This window comes from Streptococcus oralis subsp. tigurinus, assembly GCF_002093545.1.
Taxonomy (GTDB): domain Bacteria; phylum Bacillota; class Bacilli; order Lactobacillales; family Streptococcaceae; genus Streptococcus; species Streptococcus oralis_C.
The window spans coordinates 1-12,268 of sequence record NZ_LNVF01000006.1 but is presented as its reverse complement, the minus strand read 5'-3'; the positions used below and the strand labels follow the sequence as shown (position 1 = coordinate 12,268).

The 12,268-nt window shown below is 41.8% G+C and carries 18 protein-coding genes and 1 pseudogene; 9 read left to right on the top strand and 10 right to left on the bottom strand.

All coding sequences use genetic code 11. The features are described from left to right. Positions 1 to 15 precede the first annotated feature (15 nt). The 3 genes and pseudogenes from ATE34_RS07340 (at position 16) to ATE34_RS07330 (ending at position 2,426) form a co-directional block, all read left to right on the top strand. Complete coding sequence (locus ATE34_RS07340) at positions 16 to 795, top strand: deoxyribonuclease (RefSeq protein WP_084911473.1); 780 nt, start codon at positions 16 to 18, stop codon at positions 793 to 795. A 61-nt stretch (positions 796 to 856) separates the two neighbouring features. Continuing rightward, positions 857 to 1,648 (top strand): annotated as a pseudogene (locus tag ATE34_RS07335) (DUF2785 domain-containing protein). A 109-nt stretch (positions 1,649 to 1,757) separates the two neighbouring features. Further along, positions 1,758 to 2,426 carry an MIP/aquaporin family protein gene (locus tag ATE34_RS07330; protein WP_084911472.1) on the top strand — a complete coding sequence of 223 codons (669 nt, stop codon included), beginning with the start codon at positions 1,758 to 1,760 and terminating at the stop codon, positions 2,424 to 2,426. Positions 2,427 to 2,675: 249 nt separating this feature from the next. On the opposite strand, the gene queF is transcribed toward ATE34_RS07330, so the two are convergent. The 7 genes from queF to ATE34_RS07290 all read right to left on the bottom strand — a co-directional run bounded on the left by queF (position 2,676) and on the right by ATE34_RS07290 (position 6,224). Further along, complete coding sequence (gene queF, locus ATE34_RS07320) at positions 2,676 to 3,167, bottom strand: preQ(1) synthase (protein WP_084911471.1); 492 nt, start codon at positions 3,165 to 3,167, stop codon at positions 2,676 to 2,678. Between the two features lie 17 nt (positions 3,168 to 3,184). Further along, positions 3,185 to 3,901 (bottom strand): 7-carboxy-7-deazaguanine synthase QueE, encoded by a 717-nt coding sequence (gene queE / locus ATE34_RS07315; RefSeq protein ID WP_061598117.1) that lies wholly within the window; start codon positions 3,899 to 3,901, stop codon positions 3,185 to 3,187. After that, on the bottom strand, positions 3,894 to 4,337 hold the full coding sequence (gene queD, locus ATE34_RS07310; RefSeq protein WP_084911470.1) for a 6-carboxytetrahydropterin synthase QueD: 444 nt from the start codon (positions 4,335 to 4,337) through the stop codon (positions 3,894 to 3,896). Before queD ends, queE begins: the two co-directional genes overlap by 8 nt. Beyond that, positions 4,337 to 4,990, bottom strand: a complete 654-nt coding sequence (gene queC / locus ATE34_RS07305) for a 7-cyano-7-deazaguanine synthase QueC (protein ID WP_061598119.1) — start codon at positions 4,988 to 4,990, stop codon at positions 4,337 to 4,339. Before queC ends, queD begins: the two co-directional genes overlap by 1 nt. A 202-nt stretch (positions 4,991 to 5,192) precedes the next feature. Further along, the gene (trxA, locus tag ATE34_RS07300) at positions 5,193 to 5,507 is read right to left on the bottom strand and encodes a thioredoxin (protein ID WP_001029581.1); all 315 of its coding nucleotides are present in this window, start codon (positions 5,505 to 5,507) and stop codon (positions 5,193 to 5,195) included. Positions 5,508 to 5,522: 15 nt separating this feature from the next. Then, positions 5,523 to 5,744 (bottom strand): DUF4649 family protein, encoded by a 222-nt coding sequence (locus tag ATE34_RS07295; RefSeq protein ID WP_000570266.1) that lies wholly within the window; start codon positions 5,742 to 5,744, stop codon positions 5,523 to 5,525. A gap of 99 nt (positions 5,745 to 5,843) precedes the next feature. After that, positions 5,844 to 6,224 carry a MarR family winged helix-turn-helix transcriptional regulator gene (locus tag ATE34_RS07290; RefSeq protein ID WP_033606232.1) on the bottom strand — a complete coding sequence of 127 codons (381 nt, stop codon included), beginning with the start codon at positions 6,222 to 6,224 and terminating at the stop codon, positions 5,844 to 5,846. Positions 6,225 to 6,420: 196 nt separating this feature from the next. On the opposite strand from ATE34_RS07290, the gene ATE34_RS07285 reads away from it, so the two are divergent. Both ATE34_RS07285 and ATE34_RS07280 read left to right on the top strand, forming a co-directional pair. Next, positions 6,421 to 6,795 (top strand): CidA/LrgA family protein, encoded by a 375-nt coding sequence (locus ATE34_RS07285; protein ID WP_000781326.1) that lies wholly within the window; start codon positions 6,421 to 6,423, stop codon positions 6,793 to 6,795. Beyond that, positions 6,792 to 7,487: an LrgB family protein gene (locus ATE34_RS07280; RefSeq protein WP_084911469.1), complete on the top strand. Its 696-nt coding sequence runs from the start codon at positions 6,792 to 6,794 to the stop codon at positions 7,485 to 7,487. The genes ATE34_RS07285 and ATE34_RS07280 overlap by 4 nt, the downstream gene beginning before the upstream one ends. Before the next feature lie 37 nt (positions 7,488 to 7,524). On the opposite strand, the gene ATE34_RS07275 is transcribed toward ATE34_RS07280, so the two are convergent. Genes ATE34_RS07275 through ATE34_RS07265 form a run of 3 tightly spaced genes read right to left on the bottom strand, consistent with a single transcriptional unit; the run spans position 7,525 to position 9,334 of the window. Then, positions 7,525 to 8,253: an ABC transporter permease gene (locus ATE34_RS07275; protein ID WP_000498776.1), complete on the bottom strand. Its 729-nt coding sequence runs from the start codon at positions 8,251 to 8,253 to the stop codon at positions 7,525 to 7,527. Positions 8,254 to 8,268: 15 nt separating this feature from the next. Continuing rightward, the gene (locus tag ATE34_RS07270) at positions 8,269 to 8,964 is read right to left on the bottom strand and encodes an ABC transporter ATP-binding protein (protein ID WP_084911468.1); all 696 of its coding nucleotides are present in this window, start codon (positions 8,962 to 8,964) and stop codon (positions 8,269 to 8,271) included. Positions 8,965 to 8,968: 4 nt separating this feature from the next. Beyond that, the gene (locus ATE34_RS07265; RefSeq protein ID WP_084873418.1) at positions 8,969 to 9,334 is read right to left on the bottom strand and encodes a GntR family transcriptional regulator; all 366 of its coding nucleotides are present in this window, start codon (positions 9,332 to 9,334) and stop codon (positions 8,969 to 8,971) included. A gap of 140 nt (positions 9,335 to 9,474) precedes the next feature. Here ATE34_RS07265 and nrdR point away from each other — a divergent pair, with 140 nt between their 5' ends. The 4 genes from nrdR to ATE34_RS07245 all read left to right on the top strand — a co-directional run. After that, positions 9,475 to 9,948 carry a transcriptional regulator NrdR gene (gene nrdR / locus ATE34_RS07260; protein WP_001203678.1) on the top strand — a complete coding sequence of 158 codons (474 nt, stop codon included), beginning with the start codon at positions 9,475 to 9,477 and terminating at the stop codon, positions 9,946 to 9,948. Continuing rightward, complete coding sequence (locus ATE34_RS07255; RefSeq protein WP_084911467.1) at positions 9,949 to 11,112, top strand: DnaD domain protein; 1,164 nt, start codon at positions 9,949 to 9,951, stop codon at positions 11,110 to 11,112. It abuts the gene before it with no gap. Further along, positions 11,113 to 12,009, top strand: a complete 897-nt coding sequence (gene dnaI / locus ATE34_RS07250; protein WP_000446485.1) for a primosomal protein DnaI — start codon at positions 11,113 to 11,115, stop codon at positions 12,007 to 12,009. Then, positions 12,006 to 12,268: nitroreductase family protein (locus ATE34_RS07245; protein ID WP_180382685.1), on the top strand; the 263-nt coding region annotated here is incomplete at its 3' end. The genes dnaI and ATE34_RS07245, both read left to right, overlap by 4 nt.

The window sequence follows — 12,268 nt, the reverse complement described above, 5'->3', positions numbered from 1 at the left end:
TTTTAGGAGAGTAATATGAATAGAATCAAAGAATGGCTAGAGCAAGACCCCAAAAGAATGCTCTTTATCAAAATTGGTCTAGTTTTATTGGGAATCATTTTATTGATTGCTTTGCCTACTCTCTATCTTGTTTTGAGCGGAGTTGGTATTTGGTATTTTGTAAAGAAATCGCCAGATATTCGAAAAAGAAATCTAATGATAGGGCTTTTCATTGTCAGTTTTGTTGCAGTTGCTCTTCAAACTCCGACAGTCACAAAGAAAATTTCATCTTCTCAATCAGAAACTAAGCAGACTGCGACATCTACTACTTCGACAGCTTCAACTACGGATACTTCATCTAGTATAGAAGAGGCAAAACGAGTTGAAGAAGAGAAAAAATCTAAAGAAAAAGCAGAAGAAGAGAGAATTGCCAAAGAAAAAGCTGCAAAGGAGTTGCAAGAAAAAGGTGAAACCTTAGTCAAACAATTGGAAGAAAGTCAAGATGCGAGCCAAGTGAAGTCTGCTAAAGAGACAGTTAATCAGATTGAAAATAATGATAAAAAGACAGAGTTGCTTGATAGAATAGGTGCAGTTGAATCATCAATTTCTCAAAAAGAAGAAAAAAGAATTGCACGTGAAGCTGAAACCAAAGCTCAACAGCAAGATAGAATTGTCTATGTTGCAAACAATGGAAAATCAAAAGTTTATTGGTATAGTAAGAATAGAATGCCTTCAAAAACGAATAAAGCCAACGTTGTTGAGATGACAGAAGCAGATGCGATTGCAGCAGGAAAAACTCCATCAAAAACAGAATAAGAAAGAAAGTCATCTTCGGATGACTTTTTGATAAGTTACTAGAAATCCAGAGGTACTTTAGATGCATAAAGAATTACAAAGAAAAGTGACAGAAGAAAAACCAAGCTATAGCCGAGAAGAAATTCAGTGGCTGCTTGAGCATTTGGGAGATCCCTCTCCAGAAATTCGAGACGAACTTGTTTTTACGAGTTTAGCTAGGGGCCTTCAAGAAGAGTTGTTTTCCCTTGAGCAGTTTCAGTTTATCTCAGAAGGGGTCTCCTCTGATGAAGGTCTATACAAAGAAATTGATAGTAGAGGTGTCTCGGCTCTTAAACGTTCTTTTAGGGCGCTTATTTATGCCAATCTACTGTCCTGCGATGGTACTAAGGAATCACTTTATTACCAGCAGTTGTCTTCTCCTATCAGGGTTACCATGCTAAATCAAGGCTTACACTATCTTACAAAGGAAAAAGAGACGACGGGTTAATCTCATCAGTTTGGGTGGATCCACGCATTTGCGCATGGGGCTGATCTCTTGACGGAGGTTATATGCCATCCTAGCTTTCCAAAGTCAGATATAGCCGAAGCATTTGAAATCATTGGGAAAATCTTTAAACGTGTTGAGATTCGTTTTACAAATGATGAAGATTGGCGGTTAGCGAGAGTACTTTATGAACCAATCTTACGAGGGAAAATCGAATCGTCTCTCCTCACTGCTTGGCTGCAAACAGTCGAATTTCCCTTGAAAGAAGTAAATGATTTCCATAAATTTTCCAATTTCAGATCTTGTTTGCTAGAAATTTACCTTCAACTAGACTGTCATAAACTTTTACAAGATGACTTGAAAGAAGCTATTCAATCCTTTCAGTACTAAGGATAAGCGAGTCGGTTCATGATCTTCAAATAACTTTCCAGTCAATTTTCTTGAAACCCTTTCCTTCTTTTGATAGACTAATACATAGTTTAAAAAAAGGAGACTTATCATGAAAAAATTTATTGCTGAATTAATCGGTACATTTATGCTTGTGTTCATCGGAACAGGAGCTGTTGTTTTTGGGAATGGTGTTGAAGGTCTTGGCCACCTTGGGATTGCTCTTGCTTTTGGTTTGGCCATCGTAGTCGCAGCTTTCTCAATCGGAACTGTTTCAGGGGCTCACTTGAACCCGGCTGTTTCAATCGCTATGTTTGTAAACAAACGTTTGTCATCTTCAGAGCTTGTAAACTACATCCTTGGACAAGTAGTTGGAGCTTTCCTTGCGTCAGCTACGGTATTCTTCCTCTTGTCTAACTCAGGCATGTCAACTGCTAGTCTTGGTGAAAATGCCTTGGCAAACGGTGTCACTGTCTTTGGTGGATTCTTGTTTGAAGTCATCGCAACCTTCTTGTTTGTCCTAGTTATCATGACTGTCACTTCAGCAAGCAAAGGCAATGGTGCAATCGCTGGTTTAGTGATTGGTTTGTCATTGACAGCTTTGATCCTTGTGGGCTTGAACATCACTGGCCTTTCAGTAAACCCAGCTCGTAGCTTGGCACCAGCTGTCTTGGTAGGTGGTGCAGCCCTTCAACAAGTATGGATTTTCATCCTTGCCCCAATCGTTGGTGGTGTTCTTGCAGCCCTTGTTGCGAAAAACTTCCTTGGAACAGAAGAATAATTGAAATTCAAAAAGCCTTGCTCCTCGTTTTGAGGAACAGGGCTTTTTCGTATGATACTCTTCGAAAATCTCTTCAAACCACGTCATCTTTACTTTGCCGTATGTATGGTTACTGACTTCGTCAGTTCTATCCACAACCTCAAAACAGTGTTTTGAGCTGACTTCGTCAGTCTTATCTATAACCTCAAAGCAGTGCTTTGAGCAACTTGAGCTTCCTAGTTTGCTCTTTGATTTTCATTGAGTATGAGTTTAGCGATTGTCAATTTTCTCTGGGTAAAGGTCGTGTTGGAAGAGGCGTTGTTCTGCTAAGCCTTCATACTTGGTTCCAGGTCTACCATAGTTGTAGTAGGGGTCGATTGAAATGCCCCCGCGTGGAGTGAATTTTCCCCATACTTCTAAATAGCGAGGGTCGAGCAAGTTGACCAAGTCTTTCCCGATAGTGTTGATACAGTTTTCGTGAAAATCTCCATGATTTCGATAGCTAAAGAGGTAGAGTTTGAGGGATTTTGACTCGACACAGAACTTGTCAGGAATGTAGGAAATATAAATCGTCGCAAAATCTGGCTGAGCAGTGATTGGGCAAAGAGAGGTAAATTCAGGACAGTTGAATTTGATGAAATAGTCATTTTCCACATGACGATTGTCAAAGGATTCGAGGACTTCTGGTTGATACTCGAAAATGTAGTTGGTTTCTTTGTTGCCCAGTAGGCTTAGATTTTTCATTTCTTCTTGTTGTGACATGATTTTTTCTTTCTAATTTAAACACCACGTTGGTTATCGTAGAGGAGAGTATGCAGTTGAGGGAGGACGCGGACATTCCCCCAACTATCATCAGCGGCGATGCGTTCCCAAAGTTCTTTGAGACGGTCCAGTTGGTCTTGGACAATATTACCCGTAGCCTTGGGCTCAGGGTTTCCTGCTGATAAGAAGAGAACATCTGGTTGGTAGCGTTCTTGAATGTCTTTGGCAAAGGCCAAATCGGCATCATCAAAGACAGGGATTTTAAAGGTGACTTTGTCTGGGTCCAGTTGGGAAACGATGAAATCCAAGGTCTCAAAGTTGACTTCCATCTTGGAGGAAGGAGGTTTGGGGCTAAGAGTGACCTGGTCGATGTCTTTTAACCAATTTTGCCAGCGAGAGCCTTGGGTCTCAACAGCTAGAGTGACACCGCGTTCCTTGAGCTTGGTGACGAGTTCAGCCATGTTGGCTGCTAAGATTGCGGGATTTCCGCCAGATAGGGTTACATAGTCGTAGCTTCCCAATTTATCTAAGGCAGCGATGACTTCATCAGCTGTCATGCGAGTAGGCTTCTCAGAACCATCCCAAGTAAAGGCAGAGTCGCACCAGTCGCAATGGTAGTCGCAACCAGCAGTGCGGACAAACATGGTTTTCTGCCCAATAGCACGACCTTCACCTTGAAAGGTTGGGCCGAAAATTTCCAGAACAGGTAGTTTGAGGACACGTTCCCTAGTCATCTAACCACTCCCGTCTAAACTCTGCAAAGGCAGTTGGAGTCTCATAAAGACGAACGTATTCCAAACGGAGACCGCGTTCGTCTGGCAACTCTTGACTCATGGTTTGGAAAATCCAGTAAACCATGTTTTCAGCAGTCGTGTTCATATAGGGTAGAGTTTCGTTGAGATAGCGATGATCCAAGTGGGGCTCTAAGTAGTCCTTGTAGATACCTTTGATGTCTCCAAAGTCATAGGTCATGCCCCGTTCATCTAAAAATCCACTAACAGCAATCTGCAGATGATAAGTGTGGCCGTGCAGGGATTTGCATTTTCCCTCATAGTGAAAGAGGTGGTGGGCAGCGTCAAAAGTAAACTCTTTTGAAACTAAGGTTCTGTGAGGATTGTAGACAAGAGACTCTCCAGTTTCCTGTTTGATTTCTTTAGGTGCAAAAAACATCAGCCAACTCCTTTCTGTGAGAGATAAACATCTAGGCCATGCTGACGTAGGTGGCATGCTGGACAATCCCCGCAGCCACTTCCGATAATCCCATTGTAGCAGGTCAAGGTCTTTTCACGAACATAGTCAAAGGCACCGAGTTGGTCGGCTAACTTCCAAGTTTCAGCCTTGTCAAGCCACATGAGAGGTGTTTGGATAACAAAGTCATAATCCATGGCAAGGTTGAGGGTGACATTGAGAGATTTGACAAAGACATCCCGGCAGTCAGGGTAGCCTGAGAAATCTGTCTCGCAGACACCTGTCACGATGTCTTTAATGCCTCGTTGCTTGGCAAGAACTGCCGCAAAGGAAAGAAAGAGGTGGTTGCGACCGTCAACGAAGGTATTGGGAACCTCTCCCTCTTTTTGCTCAATTTCCAGATCAGAGGTCAGGGCATTTTCAGTGATTTGTCCCAGTAGAGACATATCTAGGATGTGATGACGAATACCCTGTTCCTTAGCGATTTCTTTGGCAACTTGGATTTCGAGATGATGGCGTTGGCCATAGGCAAAGGTGACAGCTTCGACTGTTTCATAGTGTTCTTTAGCCCAAAAGAGGCAGGTTGTGGAATCTTGACCGCCACTAAAGACGACCAAGGCTGATTGACGTTTCATAGTACTCCTTCCAAAATGGGAAATGTTCAGAGCACGCAAAAAGCTCCCTTAAGGGAGCTAAAAAATACCAAGTAGAGGTTTTTTTTAGCGATGGCATGTCCCAAACATCGTAATATTCTACCTACAGTCTAGCATATTTTTTGAAAAATGGCAAAGGGCAAGAAAAAAAGAGACCAAATAAAGTACTTGGTCTCTCGTGTGATTAGCTCAATTCAGCAACGATGGCCTTGATTTGTTCTGCAGTGTGAACTCCAGCAACTTGTTTCACCACTTGGCCGTCTTTTTTGAAGAGAAGAGTTGGGATAGACATGATTCCAAAAGCACGAGCTGTGTTTGGATTTTCATCAACGTCCATTTTAACGATTTTCAAGACATCTTCTGAAAGTTCTTCAGACAATTTGTCCAAGATTGGACCTTGCATACGACATGGGCCACACCAAGTTGCCCAGAAGTCTACCAAGACCAAACCGTCTTTTGTTTCTTGTTCAAATGTTGCATCTGTAATTGCTTTTGCCATTGTATTTCTCCTTTTTTAGTTATATTGGCTTAAATCTTGTTTCATGAGATAGAAGAAGACATCTCCATAAGTCCCATGGTAGTCCAAATCATGACCATTATAGGTTAATTTTTGAACTGGGTAATAGTCTGCGACACCGATAAGGCAAGCTTGTTGAGAACGTTCAAAGTCTTCGTAAGACTCGAAAGTCATGGTTCTCTCTTGTTTGCTGGTGTCTAGATAGGTAATTTCGATCATATAAAACTCCTTTGTTCGATCTTGACTTTATTGTACTCCTTGAAAAGAGGAATGTCAAGAAAAATGATTGCGCACGCAACTTTTTTTTAAAAATACTTATTAAGGCAAGAAATCAAGACTGGTTTCCAATCTTTCTTCGACGGCTTTTTGTAGATAAGCCAGGGTTGTTTGTCCCTCGTCAGTCAGGCAGATAAAACTAGCCCGTCTATCCTGGTCGCAACATCTGCGACTAAGCAAGCCACAGTTTTTCTCTTCTAACCTAGCCACCATTCGAGAAACAGCGCTTGGACTGAGATGGAGTTTATCTGGCAGGTCAATTTGTCGTAGAGATTTTTCTTGGGCCAGATTCAGATAGTAGAGCAGGTAAAACTCTTTCAAGTTCAGCCTTTGTTCACTCTGCTGGGCAATAGTTTCTTCCAGCATGGCTTCCATTTCCTTTTGACGGCAGTTGTAGTCAAACCACTTTTCCAAATAGGTCATTGCTTTCTCCTTTCTTTTCAAAGTAAAAATCACAAAGTCATTACTAACTGCCTTTGTAACACAAGATGATTGCGCATGCAATGATTATACTACTTTTGATCAATCCTTGCAAGAAAGAAAAATTTCGATATTTCCTTGAAATTTTCTGAAAAAAGAGTAAACTGGTATGCAAGAATTCTATTTCAAGGAGTTTAGGATGAAATTATATGTTCAATTAATGATTCTTTTTGTGATTTCATTGATCGGTGAGGGAATCTCTAGTTTCTTTCATCTGCCCATCCCAGGCAGTATTATCGGTTTGATTATTCTCTTTCTAGCCCTACAGTTCAAGTGGCTAAGGACCAGGCATGTCAACATGGTTGGGAATTTCTTGCTGGCCAATATGACCATTCTCTTTTTGCCACCAGCAGTTGGTATCATGGAAAAGTTTGATGTGATTGCTCCTTATCTTTTGCCTATCGTCTTGATTGTCTTTTTTGCGGCTGTCATCAACATTATCCTCATAGCCCTAGTGGTTCAGTTTATCAAGAGACGATTTGAGGGAGATTATGAGAAAGGAGAAACGAAATGAGTGAATTTGTATCGAATCCTCTGTTTGGGATTGCATTATCTATCCTAGCTTATCTAGTGGGAATGCTGATTTACAGACGTTTTCCCCATCCATTGACAACGCCCTTGCTTTTGTCGGCAATTTTTATTATCATCCTTCTTAAGGCGACGGGTATTTCTTACCAAGATTACTACCAAGGTGGGGTTTATCTGAATAATTTGATTGTCCCATCGACAGTGGCTCTAGGGATTCCGCTTTATAAGAGTTTTCATCTGATGAAGCACCATGCTCGGAGTATTCTCTTTGGTAGTCTGCTAGCAGTGGTTGTCAATACTAGCTTCACTGCCATAGTGGCGAAAATATTTGGTATGGACTTTTTCCTAGCTATTTCTCTCTTCCCCAAGTCGGTGACAACCGCTATGGCAGTGGGGATTACAGAAAAATTGCAAGGTCTGACCACTGTGACCTTGGTTGTCGTAGTGGCGACTGGGATTTTAACCAGTGTGATCGGGCCAACCCTTTTGAAGTGGTTGAAGATTGATGATCCAGTGGCTGTCGGACTCTCCCTTGGAGGAACAGGCCACGCAGTCGGAACGGGAACCGCCTTTCGATATGGTTCTATAGCAGGAGCCATGGGTGGTTTAGCTATCGGTGTTACCGGGATTCTCTATGTCTTTGTCAGCCCTCTTGTAGCCAGTTTGATATTGAGTTAAAGTATAGAAAACCCAGCTCTTGTAAGCTGGGTATTTTTTATTGCAAATTAACCTTGTTTTTCAAAATATAGTAGGTACCGAGATAGTAGATAGCCGATAAAAAGAGATCGCGCAGAATTTCTGTACCAATCATCATGTTAAAGTCATTTTCAATTCGGAAAAAGAGAGAAACATAACCAATGACGATGGCAATGACGATATAGGCTAGAATCCCCATAGCTGTTCGATACTCATTAAAGAGTTGTCCGATTGAGATGGAGAGGTAAATAGATAAAATCCATGTAATCGAACCGACAAATAGTGATAGGGCATACAGCCAGCCGTAGCTGAGGTAAGGGGAAATGAAGTTATAGAGGACAGTGAAGTCTTTTTCTATTGGTGTTAAGAAGAAGATAATCAATACACTCAAGATAAAGACGATATAGCTTAAGATGGACCAGACAAGACCACCTAAAAGTTTTGCGATGATGATTTGATGCTCAGAGACAGGCAAGGTCAAGGTCAAGTACCCTTGGCGGTCATAAACACTCCCCTTGAATCTTCGGATGATTAAAAAGATTGTTGCAATCCAAAGAGTGACGCTGAGTCCCCCAAAGACTAGTACCAAAAAGAAGATGAAATAAACAGCATTGTTAGAATTGTAACTCTGACTAAGGCTACCAAGGAAAGCTCCAATCAAAACTGAAATTGCAAGCACAGCTCCATAGAGTGCCAGATACCATTTATTGACATTTTTAAATTCATAACGAACTAGATTCCAAAACATAATAATCTCCTTTGCTTAGGCTTTAAATTCCTGGCGGAAGAGCTGGTCAATTGATTCACCTGACTCGTAACGAATATCATCGACATTTCCTTGGCGGACGACTGTTCCGTCTTTGAGGAAGATAATCTCATCCAAGATTGGCTCAATATCTGAAATCAAGTGGGTTGAAATCAGTACCGTAGAGGTTGGTGAGTAGTTGTTGATGATGGTGTTGAGGATATAATCACGGGCGGCTGGATCCACACCTCCGATTGGTTCGTCAAGAACATAGAGGCGGGCTTCACGGCTCATAACGAGGATTAGTTGGACCTTCTCCTTGTTTCCTTTTGATAATTTCTTTAAACGACTATTTTCATCAATGCCAAGGTCTGCAAGCAGATGTTGGGCGCGTTCAAGATTGAAATCCTGATAGAAGGTTTTAAAGTAAGTCAGGGCTTCTTTAACCTTCATTTGCTCATTGAGATAAGTTGTGTCTGGTAGATAAGAGACAATTGCCTTGGTAGCAGGACTTGGATCCTGTCCGTTAATGAGGACACGTCCTTTGTCTGGCTGAAGGAGACCGTTAATCAGTTTGATCAAGGTTGTTTTTCCGGATCCGTTTGGTCCGAGGAGCCCGACAATCTTTCCAGCTGAGATCTCTAGTGAGATATTGTCAAGTGCCGCAGTTGCTCCATATGATTTTGTTACATTTTCAAGTGCTAGTAGTGTCATAGTCTTAAACTCCTTTAATATAGTCGCTTAATACATTTGGCAGTTCTTCTTTTTTGTAGCCAAATTGAAGCATGCAAGAGACGAATTGTTGTAGCTGCTCCTCGGAAAGTTGTTTGCGGGACTGAACGATGAGGTCCAAATCCTCGGTGACAAATCGACCAGTTGTCCGCTTGCTGTATACAAATCCTTCACGTTCGAGGTCAGACAAGGCGCGCTGAATGGTATTAGGATTGACCCCAGCCTCGCTCGCCAAATCTCTCACGGTAGGGAGCTGTTGGTTGGGTTCCAGTTCATGGGAAACAATCTGTAGTTTGATTTTTTCCATAATCTGTAAATAAATGGGTTTTGTATTATCAAATGACCAGGACATCATAGTCTCCTTTCTATGTCTTTATTGTTCTAATTAAATAATACAATAAAACAAAAAACTTGTCAAGTAAAAATAAGAATTGTTTTGGGAATTGCTCAAAAAATGGTATAATGAAAAGAAAACGACAAGGAGGGAAATGCATGCGTTGTCCAAAATGTGGGGCTACCAAGTCTAGTGTTGTTGATAGTCGACAAGCCGAAGAAGGAAATACCATCCGTCGAAGACGTGAGTGCGATGAGTGTCAGCATCGTTTTACAACCTATGAACGAGTAGAAGAAAGAACGCTGGTTGTCGTCAAAAAAGACGGTACGCGAGAACAGTTTTCGAGAGATAAAATCTTTAATGGGATTATCCGCTCAGCCCAGAAGCGTCCTGTGTCAAGTGATGAAATCAACATGGTGGTCAATCGTATTGAGCAAAAACTCCGTAGTCGCAGTGAGAATGAGATCCAAAGTGAATATATTGGGTCTTTAGTCATGGAAGAATTGGCAGAGCTTGATGAGATTACCTATGTTCGTTTTGCCAGTGTTTACCGTAGCTTTAAGGACGTGAGTGAGTTGGAGAGCCTTCTCCAGCAGATCACTCAGTCCTCTAAGAAGAAAAAGGAAAAATAGATGAAACCAAATGACCGTTTTTCCTTTCTAAAGAATAATCGGGTGTCACAAGATACCTCTTCTCTGGTGCAGTGCTACCTCCCGATTATCGGTCAGGAGGCACTGAGCCTCTATCTATATGCCATTACCTTTTGGGATGGTGGGCAGAAGGAACACCTCTTTTCTCATATCCTCAACCATTTGAACTTTGGCATGCCGACCTTGCTCCAATCCTTCAAAGTCTTGTCTGCCTTGGATTTGTTGACCCTTTATCAAAAGGGAGAAACCTATGAATTACAGCTTCATCCTCCCCTCTCCAGTCAGGAATTTCTAAGTCATTCTGTCTATAGCAGATTATTAGAGAAAAAGATTGGGGATACAGCTGTTTCTGCTATGAAGCAGGCTCCAAGTAAGGGAGAAGCACTCTCGGTTTCTTTGAGTCAAGTCTTTCCAACCCTGACTGAAGAAGTGACACCAATCGAGTCTAAAAGCAAGTTAAAAAATGATTTTGACTTGGAACATTTTCAGCGGCTGATGGCTCGAGATGGCTTGCGTTTTGAAAATGAGCAAGCAGATGTTTTGGAATTGTTTGCCATCGCAGATGAAAAAAAATGGACCTGGTTTGAAACCTATCAATTAGCTAAGGCGACAGCGGTGGCTCAGGTTATTTCAGTCAAACGCATGCGTGAAAAGATTGCGCAAAAGCCAGCATCTTCTGACTTTAGCCCCAAAGAAATGACCATTATCAGGGAAGCCAAAAATAAAACTCCCCTGGAATTTTTAGCCGAAATCAAGCAAACACGTAAGGGAAACATCACCCAAAGTGAAAGAGAACTCCTTCACCAGATGGCGTCTGTAGGTTTGTTGGACGAAGTCATCAATATCGTCTTGCTTCTAACCTTTAACAAGGTTGATTCGGCTAATGTCAATGAAAAATATGCTATGAAGGTCGCAAACGACTATGCCTATCGCAAGATTCGGACAGCAGAGGAAGCCGTGCTTCGGATTCGAGAGCGTCAGCAAAAAGGTCAGGAAGACCAAAAATCGAAAACTAGCTCGACTAAGACCAATGTTCCCAAGTGGAGCAATCCAGAATACAAGAATCAAACCAGTGAGGAAACTCGTCTGGAACTAGAACGCAAAAAACAAGAAATGTTAGCCCGATTAGAAGAAGGAGGAGACTAGATGGAAAGTGTTGGTGATGTAATCAAACGTCAGACAAGTCGTTTTCAGTATCAAGACTTGGTCCAGCAGATCATGAAGGACCCCGATGTAGCGGCTTTTATCCAGAAAGAATCCCTCAGTCCAGAGGAGTTAAATCGCAGCATTTCCAAGTTCAACCAATATATCACAGAACGGGATAAGTTTCTTCGTGGGGATGCTGACTATATAGCGCGTGGCTACAAGCCTATCTTGGTCATGAATCATGGTTATGCAGATGTGTCTTATGAAGAAACACCAGAGCTAATCGCGGCTGAAAAAGAGGCGGCTATCAAGAATCGTCTCAAGTTGATCAATCTACCAGCAAGTCTCAAGAAAGCGAAATTGGCTCAGATTGACCTAGATGACTTAGGACGCTTGCCGATTTTTGAGAGACTCTATGCCTTTGTTGATCTTTACCCAAGTATCCGAAAAGGTCTCTACCTTTATGGGGATTTTGGTGTCGGTAAGAGTTTCATGATGGCAGCTTTAGCCCATGACCTATCTGAAAAACGTGGTGCTTCAACAACCATTCTCCACTATCCAAGTTTTGTCATTGATGTAAAAAATGCTATCGGTGAAGGCTCTGTAAAGACCTTGGTGGATGAGATCAAGTTAGCAGAAGTCTTGGTCTTGGATGATATTGGTGCAGAGCAGTCAACACCTTGGGTACGTGATGAGATTCTCCAAGTTATTCTCCAGTATCGTATGCAGGAAGATTTGCCGACCTTCTTTACTTCCAACTTTAATTTCCAAGATTTGGAAAAACATTTTGCCAAAGGAAAGAATGGAAATGACGAGACTTGGGAAGCTAGACGGGTCATGGAACGGATTCGTTATTTGGCTGAGGAGACAAGACTAGAAGGAGAAAATCGCCGATGACAGAAACCATTAAACTGATGAAAGCTCATACTTCAGTTCGTCGCTTTAAGGAGCAAGAGATTCCTCAAGAACACTTAAATGAAATCTTGACTGCTGCTCAAATGGCGTCTTCTTGGAAAAATTTCCAATCTTACTCGGTGATTCTTGTGCGCAGTAAAGAGAAAAAAGATGCCTTATATGAATTGGTTCCGCAGGAAGCCATTCGCCAGTCAGCTGTTTTCCTACTTTTTGTTGGTGACTTGAACCGAGCTGAAAAAGG